The 15,807-nt window shown below is 61.8% G+C and carries 13 protein-coding genes and 1 tRNA gene; 10 read left to right on the forward strand and 4 right to left on the reverse strand.

The window, feature by feature from the left end; translation table 11 throughout:
* Nucleotides 1-30 precede the first annotated feature (30 nt).
* Together alaS and AC4BBN_RS19495 are read right to left on the reverse strand one after the other, a co-directional pair.
* Nucleotides 31-2,655, reverse strand: coding sequence for an alanine--tRNA ligase (alaS, locus tag AC4BBN_RS19490; protein WP_490593679.1), 2,625 nt, complete (start codon nt 2,653-2,655; stop codon nt 31-33).
* 70 nt (nt 2,656-2,725) lie between these two features.
* Nucleotides 2,726-3,655, reverse strand: a complete 930-nt coding sequence (locus AC4BBN_RS19495; RefSeq protein WP_490593680.1) for a LysR family transcriptional regulator — start codon at nt 3,653-3,655, stop codon at nt 2,726-2,728.
* 290 nt (nt 3,656-3,945) lie between these two features.
* Here AC4BBN_RS19495 and AC4BBN_RS19500 point away from each other — a divergent pair, with 290 nt between their 5' ends.
* The 9 genes from AC4BBN_RS19500 (at nt 3,946) to AC4BBN_RS19540 (ending at nt 13,760) form a co-directional block, all read left to right on the forward strand.
* Nucleotides 3,946-5,097, forward strand: coding sequence for an ABC transporter substrate-binding protein (locus AC4BBN_RS19500; RefSeq protein ID WP_490593681.1), 1,152 nt, complete (start codon nt 3,946-3,948; stop codon nt 5,095-5,097).
* A 22-nt stretch (nt 5,098-5,119) separates the two neighbouring features.
* On the forward strand, nt 5,120-6,145 hold the full coding sequence (locus tag AC4BBN_RS19505) for an ABC transporter ATP-binding protein (RefSeq protein WP_490593682.1): 1,026 nt from the start codon (nt 5,120-5,122) through the stop codon (nt 6,143-6,145).
* Entirely contained in the window at nt 6,138-7,091 is a 954-nt protein-coding gene (locus AC4BBN_RS19510) for an ABC transporter permease (protein ID WP_490593683.1), read from the forward strand. Before AC4BBN_RS19505 ends, AC4BBN_RS19510 begins: the two co-directional genes overlap by 8 nt.
* The gene (locus tag AC4BBN_RS19515; protein WP_490593684.1) at nt 7,081-7,893 is read left to right on the forward strand and encodes an ABC transporter permease; all 813 of its coding nucleotides are present in this window, start codon (nt 7,081-7,083) and stop codon (nt 7,891-7,893) included. Before AC4BBN_RS19510 ends, AC4BBN_RS19515 begins: the two co-directional genes overlap by 11 nt.
* A gap of 64 nt (nt 7,894-7,957) precedes the next feature.
* Nucleotides 7,958-9,376 (forward strand): gamma-aminobutyraldehyde dehydrogenase, encoded by a 1,419-nt coding sequence (locus tag AC4BBN_RS19520; RefSeq protein WP_490593967.1) that lies wholly within the window; start codon nt 7,958-7,960, stop codon nt 9,374-9,376.
* 28 nt (nt 9,377-9,404) lie between these two features.
* Nucleotides 9,405-9,478 (forward strand) — tRNA-Gly (locus tag AC4BBN_RS19525).
* Between the two features lie 77 nt (nt 9,479-9,555).
* Nucleotides 9,556-10,731 carry a PQQ-dependent sugar dehydrogenase gene (locus AC4BBN_RS19530; protein WP_490593685.1) on the forward strand — a complete coding sequence of 392 codons (1,176 nt, stop codon included), beginning with the start codon at nt 9,556-9,558 and terminating at the stop codon, nt 10,729-10,731.
* An 85-nt stretch (nt 10,732-10,816) separates the two neighbouring features.
* Nucleotides 10,817-13,180 carry a bifunctional metallophosphatase/5'-nucleotidase gene (locus AC4BBN_RS19535; RefSeq protein WP_490593686.1) on the forward strand — a complete coding sequence of 788 codons (2,364 nt, stop codon included), beginning with the start codon at nt 10,817-10,819 and terminating at the stop codon, nt 13,178-13,180.
* 76 nt (nt 13,181-13,256) lie between these two features.
* Complete coding sequence (locus tag AC4BBN_RS19540; RefSeq protein WP_490593687.1) at nt 13,257-13,760, forward strand: hypothetical protein; 504 nt, start codon at nt 13,257-13,259, stop codon at nt 13,758-13,760.
* Here AC4BBN_RS19540 and AC4BBN_RS19545 read toward each other — a convergent pair.
* Together AC4BBN_RS19545 and AC4BBN_RS19550 are read right to left on the reverse strand one after the other, a co-directional pair.
* A complete protein-coding gene (locus AC4BBN_RS19545; RefSeq protein WP_490593688.1) occupies nt 13,752-14,390 on the reverse strand; it encodes a CoA transferase subunit B in 639 nt (212 codons plus the stop codon). The two genes, AC4BBN_RS19540 and AC4BBN_RS19545, sit on opposite strands and share 9 nt — an antisense overlap.
* Nucleotides 14,391-14,392: 2 nt before the next feature.
* Entirely contained in the window at nt 14,393-15,100 is a 708-nt protein-coding gene (locus AC4BBN_RS19550) for a CoA transferase subunit A (protein WP_490593689.1), read from the reverse strand.
* A 77-nt stretch (nt 15,101-15,177) separates the two neighbouring features.
* Between AC4BBN_RS19550 and AC4BBN_RS19555 the strand changes: the two genes are divergently transcribed.
* On the forward strand, nt 15,178-15,732 hold the full coding sequence (locus AC4BBN_RS19555) for a LuxR C-terminal-related transcriptional regulator (RefSeq protein ID WP_490593690.1): 555 nt from the start codon (nt 15,178-15,180) through the stop codon (nt 15,730-15,732).
* The last annotated feature ends 75 nt before the right edge of the window (nt 15,733-15,807 follow it).

The following is a 15,807-nucleotide window of genomic DNA, read 5'->3' on the forward strand; positions in this document are numbered from 1 at the left end:
GGGATCAGCACATCCCAGGAAGGTACTGCGTTAAACCCGTTCGCGTACCCAGGCTTGTACCGATGCCAGAGCAGCCGGCAGCTTAGCCGGCTCAGTGCCACCGGCCATGGCCATGTCCGACTTGCCACCGCCCTTGCCGCCAAGCTGGCTGGCAACAAAGTTCGCCAACGCGCCAGCCTGCACCTTGTCGGTACTGTCCTTGGTCACGCCGACTGCGATCTGCACTTTGTCGCCGTCCACGGCAGCCAGCACGATGACAGCGGTTTTCAGCTTGCCTTTCAGCTTGTCCATGGTCTCCCGCAGGGTCTTGGTGTCGGCGCCTTCGAGCTTGGCGGCCAGCAGCTTGATGCCGTTGAGATCCACCGCGCTGTTGACCAGCTCGTCGCCTTGGCTGGAAGCCAGCTTGCCCTTGAGCTGGGCAACTTCTTTTTCCAGCGCCTTGATGCTTTCCAGCGCCAGCGTCACGCGGGCTTGGAGTTCGGCGGGCTGCACCTTAAAGCTGCCCGCAGCTTGGGTCACGGTGCGCTCCAGGTCTTGCAGATAGGCCAGAGCGCCCTCGCCGGTCACGGCCTCGATACGGCGAATGCCAGCGGCCACGCCGCCTTCGGCCACCACCTTGAATAGACCTACATCACCGGTGCGGTGCACATGGGTGCCACCGCAGAGTTCTTGGGTAGTGCCAATGCTGAGCACGCGGACGATCTCGCCGTACTTCTCGCCAAACAGCATCATGGCGCCGGTTTTCTGCGCCGACTCTATGTCCATTAGCTCAGCCTTGGTCGGAGCGTTGGCCAGAATCTCGGCATTCACCAGGGCTTCGATCTGCAGGATTTGCGCGTCGGTGACCGGCGCGTTGTGCGTGAAGTCGAAACGCGTGCGCTCGGCATTCACCAGGCTGCCCTTTTGGTGCACATGCGTGCCCAGTACTTCGCGCAGGGCCTTGTGCATTAGGTGGGTGACCGAGTGGTTGCGCTGGGTGGCGGCGCGCAAAGCCGTGTTGACGCTAGCCGTCACGGTGTCGCCCACATTCAACGTACCCGCTTCCAGCGTGCCCTGGTGGCCGAACACATCGGCCTTGACCTTCTGCGTATCGCCCACGGCAAAGCGGGCCGAGCCACTGGTGATCACGCCCTCATCACCGACCTGGCCACCGCTTTCAGCGTAGAAAGGCGTGGTGTCCAACACCACGGTGCCGGTTTGGCCTACTTTTAGGGCTGCAACGCTGGTTCCATCTGCGTAGAGCGCTACGATTTTTGCAGTAGCTTCGAGTTTTTCGTAACCCACGAATTCGTTGCCAGCGCCGGTGTAGTCCAGCGCCTTGTCCATCTTGAACTTGCCGGCAGCGCGGCCCTTGGCTTTTTGGGCTTCCATGGCGGCGGCAAAGCCGGCTTCATCCACCGACAGGCCGCGCTCGCGGCAGACGTCGGCCGACAAATCCAGCGGGAAACCGTAGGTATCGTGCAGCTTAAAAGCAACGTCGCCGGGCAGCACCTGCACGCCGCCTTCCAGGGCTGCATTCAGGATTTCCATGCCCATCGCCAGCGTCTCGAAGAAGCGCTCTTCCTCGGCCTTCAACACTTCGGCAATGCGCTCTTGCTGCGCCGCCATGGCCGGGTAGGCCGCGCCCATCAGCGCCACGAGGTCGGGCACCAGCTTGTGGAAGAAAGGCTTGGTCTGGCCCAGCAGGTAGCCGTGGCGGATGGCACGGCGGATGATGCGGCGTTGCACGTAGCCGCGGCCTTCGTTGCCGGGGATCACGCCGTCGCTGACCAGGAAGGAGGTGGCGCGGATGTGGTCGGCGATGACGCGCAGGCTCTTGTGGCCCAGGTCTTGTTCGCCAGTTTCACGGGCGGCAGCCTTGATCAGCGCGTCGAAGATGTCGATTTCGTAGTTGCTGTGCACGTGCTGCAGGATGGCGGCCAGGCGCTCCAGCCCCATGCCGGTGTCCACGCAGGGTGCGGGCAGCGGGGTGACCGAGCCATCTTCGGCCATGTTGAACTGCATGAACACGTTGTTCCAGATCTCGATGAAGCGGTCGCCGTCTTCACCTGGGCTGCCTGGGGGGCCGCCTTCGATGTGGTCGCCGTGGTCGTAGAAGATCTCTGAGCACGGGCCACAAGGGCCGGTGTCGGCCATCATCCAGAAGTTGTCGGACTTGTAGCGGCCGCCCTTGTTGTCACCGATGCGGATCACGCGCTCGGGCGGCAGGCCAATTTCCTTGGTCCAGATGTCATAGGCTTCGTCGTCTTCTTCGTATACGGTGGCCAGCAGGCGGTCGGCGGGCAGCTTGTACACCTGGGTCAGCAGTTCCCAAGCCCACTTCAGCGACTCGCGCTTGAAGTAGTCGCCGAAGCTCCAGTTGCCCAGCATTTCGAAGAAAGTATGGTGGCGCGCGGTGTATCCCACGTTTTCCAGATCGTTGTGCTTGCCGCCCGCACGCAGGCAGGCCTGGACCGATACCGCGCGGTTGTAAGAGCGCTTGTCGGTACCTAGGAACACGTCCTTGAACTGCACCATGCCGGAGTTGGTGAACATCAGCGTCGGGTCGTTACCCGGTACCAGCGAGCTGCTGGGCACTACCGTGTGGCCCTTGGATGCAAAGAAGTCGAGGAAAGTCTTGCGGATATCGGCAACGGTGAAAACAGGCTGGGTCATGTCGGTAGTTCTTGGAGCGATGGTCAATGGAGCCGCATATTATCGCCGTGCGTCCACCGCGCCTCGGGCATCAGCGCGGCAAACCACTGACTCCGGCGTGGTGTCCATCCAACGTGGGGCGTACTGCGGTCAGAAAATTGCGCAACGGCTCGGGCAAAACAGCGCCTTTGCGCCAGGCCAGGCCGACTTCCAACAGCGGCAGGCTATGCGCCAATGGCCTGGCCTCGATGCGGTCACCCTCCAGCGACCAGGGCCGGTAAAGCATATCGGGCAGCACCGAACAGCCAGCGCCGGTGGCCACCAGGCTGCGCACAGCCTCCACCGACGAGGTGCGGATCAGCACATTCGGCTCGGCACCGCCCGCATTCCACAGCGCCGTAGCCGCGTCGCCCAGCTCATCCACCTGCAGCAGCACCAGCGGTTGCTGCGCCAAATCAGCACCCTCTACCTTGGCTTCGCTGGCCAGTCGGTGGTTTACGGGGCACCAGACGCGCCAGCCGGATCGCAGAATTGTCTCCGTCGCCAGGGCCCGGTGGTTTTGCAACTGCGACACCACCACCAGGGCCACGTCCAGCTCGCCGCTGACCAGCAGATGTTCCAGGTAATCGCGCCGGTCTTCGGTGATTTGCACCTCGATGCGTGGGAACACCCGCCGGAAGCGGTCCAGCAAGAACGGCAGGTAGTAGCCGACCATGAGGCTGGTGACACCGATATTCAGGCTGCCGGTGACGGTGTGCGGACGCGATGACAAGGCGTCACGCGCATTGCGCATGGCCACCTCGATCTGGTGGGCATGGCGCAGGAACTGGTGGCCGGCATGCGTCAACGACATGCCACGCGCGCGCCGGTCAAACAGCAGCGTGCCGAGATCGGCCTCAATCTGGGCGATGGCCTGTGACACCACCGACTGCGACACACCAAGGTCATGGATAGCAGCCGAAATCGAACCCGATTCCGCCACCGCTATGAAATATCGAATGCTCTTGAAAGAGGTGCTCATTGACCAGGATATTCACACATTAACCGCTGTTGGGGCACTGTTTTGGGCAATTCAGATAGGAAACCGGGCTGCGCACCACGATAGAACCTAGGGTTAATCACTATTTTTACGCAATTTGGTGCAAGGTTTCTGTTTTTCCGATGGATTGTATTGGCCCAGCGGGATGGCTCAGCCGCAAGCCGCCTCCTAAGATTCCTGGCAGGCAGTACAGCGCGCAAAGCTGGCTGTTGACGGGCCCGCTGCGGCGGGCCACCACCTTATTGCCCGTACCCAAAGTGAGGAGAGTCTCCATGTCCACCCCCCGCGTGTTACTCACTGGCCTGTTGGCCGTAGCCGCTGCTGCATCCGTGCTGGCCGCCCCACCCACTGCGATAGGCAAAGGCGAAGGTCAACTGAACATCATTGCCTGGGCTGGCTACATCGAGCGCGGTGAAACCGACAAGGCCTACGACTGGGTCACAGGCTTCGAGAAGGAAACCGGCTGCAAGGTGAACGTCAAATCGGCCGCCACCTCGGACGAGATGGTGTCGCTGATGAAGCTCGGCGGCTACGACCTGGTGACTGCCTCGGGCGACGCCAGTCTGCGCCTGGTGGCGTCGAAGCTGGTCCAGGAAATCAACCCGGCCCTGGTGCCGTCATGGAAGAACGTGGACGCGCGCCTGCAAAACGCCAACTGGCACACGGTGGACGGCAAGCACTACGGCGTGCCCTACCAGTGGGGGCCCAACGTGCTGATGTACAACACCAGCGTATTCAAGGAGGCACCCAAATCCTGGTCAGTGGTATTCGAGCCCACAGTGCTACCTGACGGCAAACCCAACAAAGGCCGGGTGCAGGCCTATGACGGCGCCATTTATATCGCCGATGCCGCCCTGTACCTGATGGCCAAGCAGCCGGAACTGGGCATCAAAGACCCGTACGAACTCAACGACAAACAGTACGCTGCCGTGCTGGCGCTGCTGCGCGGCCAGAAGGCGCTGACGCACCGCTACTGGCATGACTCCACGGTGCAGATGAACGACTTCAAGAACGAAGGCGTGGTGGCCTCCGGCTCGTGGGGCTATATGGTGAACGCGCTGCAAACCGAGAAAAAGCCGATTGCCTCCACCATACCCAAGGAAGGAGTCACCGGCTGGGCCGACACCACTATGTTGCACGCCAGTGCCAAGCACCCGAATTGCGCCTACAAGTGGATGGAGCATTCGCTGAGCGACAAGGTGCAGGCCCCGTTGGCCGAGTGGTTTGGCGCGAATCCGGTAGTCGGTGCCGCCTGCAAGGCCAAGGCACCGGGCGGCAGCGACTTCTGCAAGGACAACGGCTACGACCGCTTCACCGAAGTCAAGTTCTGGAAGACACCGCAAGCCAAGTGCAGCACCCAAGGCAGCTGCGTTCCCTACACCAAGTGGACGATGGACTACATCGCCATCATGGGCGGACGCTGATTTCGCCACACAGAAAGGCCGCATGACCGAAGCCATCGCGTTTACCGACGTTTCCCGCCACTACGGCAGCGTCAAGGCCCTGGACCGTGTCAGTTTCACGGTCCGGGAAGGCGAGTTTTTCTCGATGCTCGGCCCCTCGGGCTCGGGCAAAACCACCTCGCTGCGCCTGATGGCCGGTTTCGAGCAGCCCAGCAGCGGCAGCCTGACGCTTTTCGGCCAGGAAGCCGCTGGCACGCCGCCGTATGCCCGGGACGTAAACACCGTATTCCAGGACTATGCGCTGTTCCCGCACATGAACGTGCTGGACAACGTGGCCTACGGGCTGATGGTGCGCAAGATGCCGCTGGCGGAGCGCCATGCCAAGGCCCGCGAAGCGCTGGAGATGGTGGCCCTGCCAGACCACGCGCTGCGCACGCCAGCCCAGCTCTCCGGCGGGCAACGCCAACGGGTCGCACTGGCCCGCGCGCTGGTGAACCGCCCCCGCATCCTGCTGCTGGACGAACCTTTGGGCGCGCTGGATCTGAAGCTGCGCGAGCAGATGCAGGTCGAACTCAAAGTGCTGCACCGCAAGCTGGGTATCACCTTTGTGTACGTTACGCACGACCAGAGCGAGGCCCTGTCGATGTCCGACCGCATTGCCGTGTTTAACTGCGGGCATATCGAGCAGATCGCCACACCGCGCGAGCTGTACCACCAACCCAAAACCCGTTTTGTCGCCAGTTTTGTAGGCAGCTCGAATGTGCTGGATGCCGCACTGGTGCAGCACATCACGGGCAAGCCGCAGGCGTTTGCAGTGCGCCAGGAAAACATCAGCCTGGCGCCAGCCGGTAAGGCCGCAGCGCCGGGCCGGGTGCAGGTCGAAGGCACGCTGATTGCCGTGCAGTTTTTGGGCGCAACGCAACGCCTGGAAGTGCAGGTCGGCGAGCACACCATCACTGCGCTGCAGCAGGAAACCGAGGCTGCAAGCGCCTTCGCAGAGCAAATCGCGCCAGGAGGCACGGTAGCTCTGCACTGGGCCGCCCAACACATGGTGGCACTCGATGCCTGATGCGCTCACCCTCCCCGCCTGGAAGGACGCGACCCCGGGGCTGCGCCGCCGGCTGTCGAACCTGCTGTACCAGCGCCGCAACCTGGCGCTGTTGTTGCTGTTGACGCCACCGCTGCTGTGGTTCGGCGTGGTCTACGTCGGCTCGCTGCTGACGCTGCTGGTGCAAAGCGTTTTCACCTTTGACGATATGGCGATGTCGGTAACTACCGAGCTGACCAGCCAGAACTTCCAGGACCTGCTGGTGGCCGCGAACCTGGACATCGTGCTGCGCACCCTGGCCATGGCGGTGGCTGTCACGCTGGGCACCGTGCTGCTCGGTTTTCCAATGGCCTACTACATGGCGCACCACGCCAAGGGCTGGGAAAAAGGCTTCTTCTATGTCGGCGTGATGCTGCCCATGTGGGCCAGCTACATCGTCAAGGCCTATGCCTGGACCGTGCTGCTGGCACAGGGCGGCGTGGTGTATTGGGTGCTGAGCCATCTGGGTTTGCTGGGCCTGCTGCAAGCGGTGTTGCAGATGCCGGTGATCGGCGGCGAAACCCTGGCCACCTCGAACCTGGGCCGCTTTCTGGTGTTTACCTACATCTGGTTGCCGTTCATGGTGCTGCCGATCCAAGCCGCCATAGAGCGCGTGCCGGGCAATCTGCTGCTGGCCTCGGCCGACCTGGGGGCCAAGCCGCTGCAAACCTTCCGCAGCGTGCTCTGGCCACTGGCATTTCCCGGTGTGGTGGCGGGCTCGATCTTCACCTTTTCGCTGACGCTGGGCGACTACATCATTCCGCAGCTGGTCGGCCCATCCGGCCTGTACATCGGCAGCATGGTCTACACCTTGCAGGGCACCATAGGCAACCTGCCGATGGCGGCGGCCTTTACCTGCGTGCCCATCGTACTGATCACCATCTACCTGGGCTTTGCACGCCGACTGGGAGCTTTCGATGCGCTTTAAACCGGCCTTGCATGGCACTTATTTGCTGCGCGCAGCGGCCTATGCCGGCCTGGCGTTTCTGCACCTGCCGCTGCTGTTCATCGTCTTGTATGCCTTCAACAGCGACGACGGTGGCTACAGCTTTCCGCTGCGTGGCCTGACCCTGCGCTGGTTCGCCCGCGCCTGGGAGCGCGACGATATTCTGCAGGCCATCAGCCTGTCTCTGAGCGTGGCCGCGATGGCAACACTGATTGCCATGGTGCTGGGCACGATGACGGCGGCGGCGCTAAACCGAGAACGCTTCTTCGGCAAGGACGGTTTCACCACGCTGCTGATCCTGCCCATCGCCCTGCCCGGCATCGTCACTGGCATTGCCTTGCTGGCGGCCTTCAAGCTGATGGACGTGAACCCGGGTTTCTGGACCATTGCCATCGGCCACGCCACCTTCTGCGTGGTGGTGGTGCACAACAACGTAGTGGCCAGACTGCGGCGCATGCCGGCGCGACTGGTCGAGGCCTCGATGGACCTGGGCGCCGACACGCTGACCACGCTGCGCTACATCATCCTGCCGCAACTGGGCACGGCCTTGCTGGCCGGCGGCATCCTGGGGTTTGCGCTGTCGGTGGACGAGCTGATCGTCACCACCTTCACCTCGGGCAGTGAGAAAACCCTGCCGATCTGGCTGCTGAACCAGCTGAGCCGGCCGCGCGAAGTTGCCGTCACCAATGTGGTGGCGCTGACCGTGATGCTGCTGACCATGCCCCTGATCCTGCTAGCCTGGCGGTTGACCCGCGACACCGACACCAGTCCCGGCGCCCACTGAATCACCTATAACCCTCTTCACTCCAGGAAGCTCCACCATGGCCATACAACGATTTCCCACCCAGTTGCTGATCAACGGTGCTACTGTCACCGGCGAAGGCCGCGCAGAAAGCGTGCTCAACCCCTCCACGGGCGAAGTGCTGTGCGAAGTACGCGAAGCCAGTGCCGACCAGCTGCGGTTGGCAGTCGATGCCGCCAGCAACGCCTTTCCCGCCTGGGCCGCACTGACACCGCGCGACCGCAGCGGCTATCTGCTGCAAATCGCCGATTCCATCGAAGCCAACGGCGATGAATTTGCCTCGCTGGAGTCGCTGAATTGCGGCAAACCTTTGAGCGCAGCGCGCAACGACGAGATTCCGGCCATCGCCGACGTATTCCGCTTCTTCGCTGGCGCCCTACGTAACCTGAGCGGCGCTCTGGGCGGCGAATACCTGGCCGGCCACACCAGCATGGTGCGGCGCGATCCACTCGGCGTGGTGGCTTCCATCGCGCCGTGGAACTACCCGCTGATGATGGCCGCCTGGAAGCTCGGCCCGGCTATCGCCATGGGCAATACCGTGGTGCTCAAGCCGTCCGAAAACACGCCGCTGACCACCTTGCGCCTGGGCGAGCTGCTGGCCGCTATTCTGCCGCCGGGCGTGGTCAACATCGTCTGCGGCCGGGGCGATACCGTGGGCGCACCGCTGATCCGCGACCCACGCATCCGCATGGCGTCGCTTACCGGCGATGTCTCCACAGGCAGCAAGATCATGGAAACCGCCGCCCGCGGCATCAAACGCACGCACCTGGAGCTTGGCGGCAAGGCCCCGGTGATCGTGCTCGACGATGCCGATCTGCCTAGCGTCATCGAAGGCCTGCGCACCTTTGGCTACTACAACGCCGGCCAGGACTGCACCGCCGCCTGCCGCATCTACGCCGGCGAAAAAATTTATGACCGCTTGGTGGCGGATCTGAGCAGCGCCGTCTCCAGCATCAAGGTCGGTACGCAGCAAGAACCCGGCGTGGAAATGGGCCCACTGATCTCGGCCCGCCAGCGCGACCGCGTCGCCAGCTTTGTTGACCGTGCTGCGCAATTGCCGCACGTGGAAGTCACCACAGGTGGCGCCGCCTGGGGCAGCAAGGGATTCTTCTACAAACCCACCGTAGTGGCCGGTGCGCTGCAGGACGACGAAATTGTCCGCAGCGAAGTCTTCGGCCCGGTGGTATCCGTCACCCGGGTGAAAGATGCCGAGCAAGCCATCACCTGGGCCAACGACTCAGACTACGGCCTGTCCAGCTCGGTCTGGACCCGCGATGTCGGCGTCGCCATGCAGGTGGCGTCACGCCTGCAATACGGCTGCACATGGGTGAACACCCATTTCATGCTGGTGTCGGAAATGCCGCACGGCGGCATGAAACACTCGGGCTACGGCAAGGACATGTCTGTCTACGCACTGGAAGACTACAGCTGCGTGCGCCATGTGATGGTGAAGCACGCCAGCTAAACTCGCGACCTATAATCGCGCCACCTCAGCGGGTGTAGTTCAATGGTAGAACGCTAGCTTCCCAAGCTCGATACGTGGGTTCGATTCCCATCACCCGCTCCAGTCGTTGAAGCCAAGACGACCGCCATCGGCCCCGCGCCAACCCCACCGACGCGGTGCTGCTCAAGGGAGCCTGCACCATGCGTTTGCCAAAATTACCCCAGCCGTATTTTTCTTTCGTGCTGCCTTTGCGCTGGCTTGTGGCCACCCTCGTTTGGCTCGGCATCAGCGCCTGCGGTGGCGGAAGCAGTGGGGCCGCTGCACCGCCGGTCACGCCGAAAATCAGCACGCTGAACGGCAGTTTGGCAAGCCCGTGGAGCATGGTGTTTTTACCCTCCGGGGAACTGTTGGTATCTCAGCGCGGCGGCAGCCTTGTCCGACTCGGCGCCGATCTCAAGAACGCTACGGTCATCAGCGGCATCCTGCCAGTCAACACCAGTGGCCAAGGTGGCTTGCTGGGCCTGGCGTTGGACCCGGATTTTGCGACGACAGCCTGGGTCTACTGGAGCTTTTCAGAGCCCGGCATCGGTAGTGAAGCCGGCTTGACCGGCACCAGCGTGGCGCGTGGCCGACTGGTGGGCAATACGCTGCAGGATGTGGCCGTGGTGTTCCGCCAGCAGCCCAAAACCAATGGCAGCAACCACTATGGCTCGCGCCTGGTGTTCGCCCGCGACAAAACGCTGTTCATCACCATGGGCGAGCGCCAACTCGGCAGCCCGGCACAAGACCTTCAGCAAACCCTGGGCAAGGTGGTGCGCATCCAGCGCGACGGCAGCATTCCAGCCGACAACCCGGTATTTGCCACACCCGCACTGCCGGGCATTTGGAGCCTGGGGCATCGCAATGTGCAGGGCGCGGCACTGCATCCAGACACCGGCGAGCTGTGGACCAGCGAGCACGGGCCGCAAGGTGGCGACGAGATCAACATCGACCGCGCCGGCGCAAACTATGGCTGGCCGGTAAAAAGCTATGGCTGCAACTACGGTGACCCGGTGGGAGACAGCTGCCGCATTGGCGGTGGCGTACACGCGCCGGGCTATGTCGAGCCACTGACCTACTGGGTACCGACCTCCATCGCACCCGCCGGCCTGCTGTTCTACACCGGCAATTTGATACCGCAATGGAAGGGGAATTTGTTCTCCGGCTCGCTTGCCGGTCAGGCGCTGTGGCGCATGACGGTCAGCACCAGCGCCGTGCTGGCGCGTGAGGCCCTGCTGGCCGATCTGCACGAGCGTATCCGTGACGTGGCCCAGGCACCCGACGGGGCCATCCTGCTACTCACCGATAGCGGCAAGCTGCTGCGGCTGGCACCTTAGCTACAAGCCCTTTGGGTATCTGTCATGTAAAGGTCATGCAGCCTGGGTAGCCTCGTGGAGTTGCAATACCGCCGAGGATCCCGAATTGAACACCTATCTGCGTAAACCCTTTCAGGGCATCGCCCTCCATCCGTTGGGTTTGTTGAGTGCACTCACTTTAGTATCCCTGGTTCTTGCAAGTTGCGGGGGTGACAGCAGCGGCGTCAGCATGCAAGGCGTGGCCGCCACCGGCGCTGCCATGGCCAACGCCAGTTATGCCATCAAATGCACCGGAGGAACGGCATCCGGCTCCACCACCGCCAATGGCAGCTATACGGCGTTCGTCGCCAACGGCACCTTCCCCTGCGTCATTGAAGTATCCGACGGCAAGCGCAAGCTGCATTCGGTAGCCCAAAACAGCAGCAATTTCGCAGTTGCAAATGTCACCCCACTGACAGAGCAACTGCTGGGACAGATATCTGCCGACACTGCGGCATTTTTTGAAAGCTACAGCGCAGCCAGCAGTGCCAGTATCAGCAGTGACAAGATCAAGGCGGCGCAGGATGCCGTGTTGGCGTCGCTAGTGGCGAATGGCTTCACCATCCCCAGTACGTTGACAAGCTTGATCGAAAGCAGCCTGGTCGCTACAACCGGCAGCCAGACCGGCAATGACTACGACAAGCTGCTCGACAGTGTGGCGGTCAAGCCCGTCAACGTGAAGCTGATTGCGATCAACGACTTCCACGGCAATATCGAACCAACCTCGGAAACAAACGGTGGTTCCGTCGTACTGCCCAATGGTGGCTCTGGCCAGCGGGTCGCAGTTGGCGGCGCGGCCTACTTGGCGACGGTGGTGAAGAACCTGAAAGCCAAGAATGCCAACAACATCATGGTCGGTGCGGGCGACATACTGGGTGCATCACCGTTTGCCTCCAGCATCACCCACGACGAAGCCAGCATCGACATCCTCAACCAAATCGGCCTGGAGGTCACGTCCGTAGGCAACCACGAATTCGACCGGGGTGCTACCGAGCTCAAGCGCATCCAGAACGGTGGCTGCTATCCGGCCTCCGGCAACGTGGGGATCGTCGGCAAGGACACTTGCCTGATCGATGGCACCTTCCCCGGTGCCAAGTTCAAATACCTGACGGCCAATGTCGTAGATACAGCCACCGGCAAGCCTTTGTTTGCTGCCACTTACATCAAGCGTTTCGGCACGGTCAGCGTGGGCTTCATCGGCCTGACCCTGCAGGGCACGCCGGCCATGGTTGGGTCCACCGGCGTAGCCGGGCTGCGGTTTGACGAAGAGTCGGCCACCATCAACCAATATGCGGCCCAGCTCAAGGCAAATGGTGTCACCGCAGTCGTGGTGCTGATCCACCAAGGCGGGCAGACCACAGCTACCACCGTCAACGACAAGACCTGTCCCGGTTTGAGCGGCGACATCACGCCCATCATGGACAAACTCAGCGCCAATGTGGATGTGGTGGTCAGCGGCCATACCCACCAGGAATATGTGTGCAACTATGCATCGGCCGCCGCAGGCAAAAACATTCTGCTGACATCGACCGGCTTTTACGGTGGTGCGGTCAGTGAAATCGATTTGACCCTGCAGCCCAGAAAAGGACTGGTCAGTTCCACCGCCAATACCGTACCCGTGATACGTGCTGCCGGCACCTACACCGTGAGCACGTCCAACAACACAGTTATCCCCTCGGGCTTTACCACCGTAGCGCGGGATACGGCTATCGACGCGCTGGTGACCAAGTACGTAAACATCTCCAAGCTCGCCGGCTCGCAAGCCGTTGGCACCATCACCGCCACCATTGCCCGCGCGCTGCTGCCCAACAGTACCACCCGTGATGAAACCACAGAAGGTGCCCTGGGTGATGTGATGGCCGACAGCTACCTGGCCGGCGTGCCAGGCGGTGCTGACTTCGCCCTGGTCAACCCCGGCAGCGTGCGTGCCGACTTGACATTTACCGGCACTGGCACGGTAACCTACAGCGATTTGGCCACCATCGAGCCCTTTGGCAACACGCTGGTGACGCTGAACCTGACGGGTGCACAAATCGTGCGGCTGCTGGAACAGCAATGGGAAGCACCCAACAACACCGCCAAGGTCAACACCACTACTGGCGCGGTGGGGCGTTTATTGCTGCCCTCTAACGGTCTGACATATACCTATGACAACAACCAACCTGCAGGCGCCGCGTCAGGACAAGGCAACCGCATTGTGAGCGGTACGCTGAAGCTCAACGGCGTGGCGATCGATCCGGCAAAGACGTACAAGATTGCCACCAACAGCTTCCTGGGCACGGGCACCGGCGGTGACAATTTCACCATCATGGCAAGGTCAGGCACCAATATTCTGGACACCAAGGTGCTGGATCTGGATGCGTTCATTGCCTACTTCAGCACGCATTCGCCAGTGAGCCCACCGGCAGCACGGATCACGCGCCTGAACTAGGCTGGAACTAGGCCCTGCCCTTCCCACAGCCCTCTTGGAAAAAAGAGGGCTTTTCCACGTGAGATGCCAGCTATTTATGTTTCAGAAAACCCTGCTTTTGTCCGCCCTGCTATGGGCCTTGTCCTGCCAGGCGCTGTGGGCCCACACCCTGACCGAGAGCGAACACCTGGCCTTGGCCGATGGCGCACGCCAGGCCCAAAGCGCTTGCTATAAAAACATCTACCGGGATACCAATGCGTATAGCCAGTGCCTGCGGGACCTGGTGGCACCACAGAAGAAGAAATCCTATACCCGGCTGGGCATGGAGTATTTCGGTTTTGTTGGCGCAATGGCCTACGTGCGGGTCAGCCAACTCGGGGCCGACCAGGCCGCGGCGGAATTTCTAAAAAAATACCGGGCAACGCAAAAACTGTTGGGGGTGAACAACTCCGCTCTGTGCGCCACCGTGCCGGGCGATTGCACAGTGCGCATAGCGCAGGCGGCCGAAATGGAAGCCGCCCCGCCCAAAGCAGTCGCTATGGGCGTGCAGTGCCTGGGCGGGGTATGCCGGATTGCTCCGTTAAACCCAAGGTCAAATTAACTTCACGCCGGTCTTGGCCTGCAGCGTATCCAGCGTCACGCCGGGCGCCAACTCCACCACCTTCAAACCGGCAGGCGTCACGTCCAACACCGCCAAGTCGGTGATGATGCGGTCAACCACGCCGACGCCGGTCAGCGGCAGAGTGCAGGCGGGCAAAATCTTCAAGTCTGCGGTACCGTCTTTCTTCTTGGCAACGTGTTCCATTAGCACGATGACGCGCTTCACGCCAGCCACCAGGTCCATCGCACCGCCCATGCCTTTGACCATCTTGCCGGGGATCATCCAGTTGGCCAGATCGCCCTTTTCGCTGACCTGCATAGCACCCAGGATGCTGAGGTTGATCTTGCCGCCACGGATCATGGCAAAGCTTTCATGGCTGCCAAAGATGGACGAGCCGGGCAGCGTAGTCACCGTTTGCTTACCCGCATTGATCAGGTCGGCGTCTACCTGGTCTTCAGTGGGAAACGGGCCAATGCCCAGCATGCCGTTCTCACTCTGCAGCCAGACTTCCTTGTCGGCGGGCACATGGTTGGCCACCAAGGTAGGGATGCCAATGCCCAGATTCACGTAAAAGCCGTCTTCCAGCTCCTGGGCCGCGCGGGCCGCCATTTGGTCTTGTGTCCAGGCCATGTTTATGCTCCAGCTTTCTCGGTGAGGGTTCTCTTCTCGATGCGCTTTTCGGGGTTCACATTGAGCACGATGCGGTGCACGTAGATGCCGGGCAGATGCACCTGGTCGGGCTCCATGCTGCCGGTTTCCACGATCTCTTCCACTTCCACGATGCACACCTTGCCCGCCATTGCAGCGGCAGGGTTGAAGTTGCGTGCAGTCAAATGGAATTGCAGGTTGCCGGACTTGTCGGCGCGCTGGGCTTTGACCAGGGCCACCTCGGGCACCAGGGCGCGCTCCATGACGTAGGTTTCGCCATCGAATTCGCGTAGCTCTTTGCCCTCGGCCACCAGCGTGCCTACGCCGGTTTTGGTGAAGAAAGCGGGTATGCCGGCGCCGCCGGCACGCAACTTCTCGGCCAGCGTGCCTTGGGGGGTGAACTCCAGCTGCAGTTCGCCAGCCAAGAACTGGCGCTCGAACTCCTTGTTCTCTCCCACATAGCTGGAGATCATTTTCTTGATCTGCCGGGTCTCCAGCAGCTTGCCCAGGCCAAAGCCATCGACGCCTGCGTTGTTGGAGATCACCGTCAGGTCTTTCACGCCGCTGTCGCGCAGGGCATCGATCAGCGCTTCGGGGATGCCGCACAGACCAAAGCCGCCTACCGCCAGCAGTTGGCCGTCCTGGACCACGCCTTGCAGCGCCTGCGCCGCAGAAGGGAAAATTTTGTTCACACAGCTCTCCGGTTAAAAGATCAACGCATACGATACTACGTATTCATGTACGTAGTTTTTCGTAGAGGGCCCACCTGATGGATGTTGATTACCGTCTGGCGTTTGAGCTGGCTCCTGTCGGCCTGGTGGTCTCGCGCAACCGCAGCATTGTGGATTGCAACCAGCATCTATGCGATATGTTTGGCGCAGAACGTGCGCAGTTGCTTGGGCAGTCGTTTCAGATCCTCTACCCCAGCGCTGCAGAATTCGAGCGCATAGGCGCACGCATCGCTCCCATACTCAACGCCACAGGCCATTACGCCGACGAACGCATCATGCAGCGGGTGGGTGGCCGCCTCAAAGGCGAGGTCTTCTGGTGCCACGTCACGGGCCGCGCCTTTGACCGCAACGCACCGCATGCGGCGGGCATCTGGAGCTTTGAAGACCTGTCTTCGCGCCGCCCCGTGCAGGCCGCACTGACGCCACGTGAACGCGAAGTAGCAGCCCATGTGATCAGCGGGCTCACATCGAAGGAAATCGGCCGTGCGCTTGGCATAAGCCACCGCACGGTGGAGCTGTACCGCGCACGTTTGATGCGCAAGTACCAAGCCAACACCGCCGCCGACCTGACGCACCGGCTGATCGGCGGCTGACAACAGGCCCCATGAAAAAAGCCGCGCACCGCTCAACACAGTGCGCGGCCTGCTCGTGGCCGGAGAAGCAGCAGC

This window comes from Rhodoferax sp. SPJ21, from assembly GCF_058216335.1.

Excerpts from the sequence above, each read along its gene's own strand:
- AC4BBN_RS19515 (WP_490593684.1), top strand. The coding sequence starts at position 7,081 with ATGCGCTTTAAACCGGCCTTGCATGGCACTTATTTGCTGCGCGCAGCG.
- AC4BBN_RS19540 (WP_490593687.1), top strand. The coding sequence starts at position 13,257 with ATGTTTCAGAAAACCCTGCTTTTGTCCGCCCTGCTATGGGCCTTGTCC.
- AC4BBN_RS19530 (WP_490593685.1), top strand. The coding sequence starts at position 9,556 with ATGCGTTTGCCAAAATTACCCCAGCCGTATTTTTCTTTCGTGCTGCCT.
- AC4BBN_RS19500 (WP_490593681.1), top strand. The coding sequence starts at position 3,946 with ATGTCCACCCCCCGCGTGTTACTCACTGGCCTGTTGGCCGTAGCCGCT.
- AC4BBN_RS19545 (WP_490593688.1), bottom strand. The coding sequence starts at position 14,390 with ATGGCCTGGACACAAGACCAAATGGCGGCCCGCGCGGCCCAGGAGCTG.
- AC4BBN_RS19555 (WP_490593690.1), top strand. The coding sequence starts at position 15,178 with ATGGATGTTGATTACCGTCTGGCGTTTGAGCTGGCTCCTGTCGGCCTG.
- alaS (WP_490593679.1), bottom strand. The coding sequence starts at position 2,655 with ATGACCCAGCCTGTTTTCACCGTTGCCGATATCCGCAAGACTTTCCTC.
- AC4BBN_RS19510 (WP_490593683.1), top strand. The coding sequence starts at position 6,138 with ATGCCTGATGCGCTCACCCTCCCCGCCTGGAAGGACGCGACCCCGGGG.
- AC4BBN_RS19505 (WP_490593682.1), top strand. The coding sequence starts at position 5,120 with ATGACCGAAGCCATCGCGTTTACCGACGTTTCCCGCCACTACGGCAGC.
- AC4BBN_RS19495 (WP_490593680.1), bottom strand. The coding sequence starts at position 3,655 with ATGAGCACCTCTTTCAAGAGCATTCGATATTTCATAGCGGTGGCGGAA.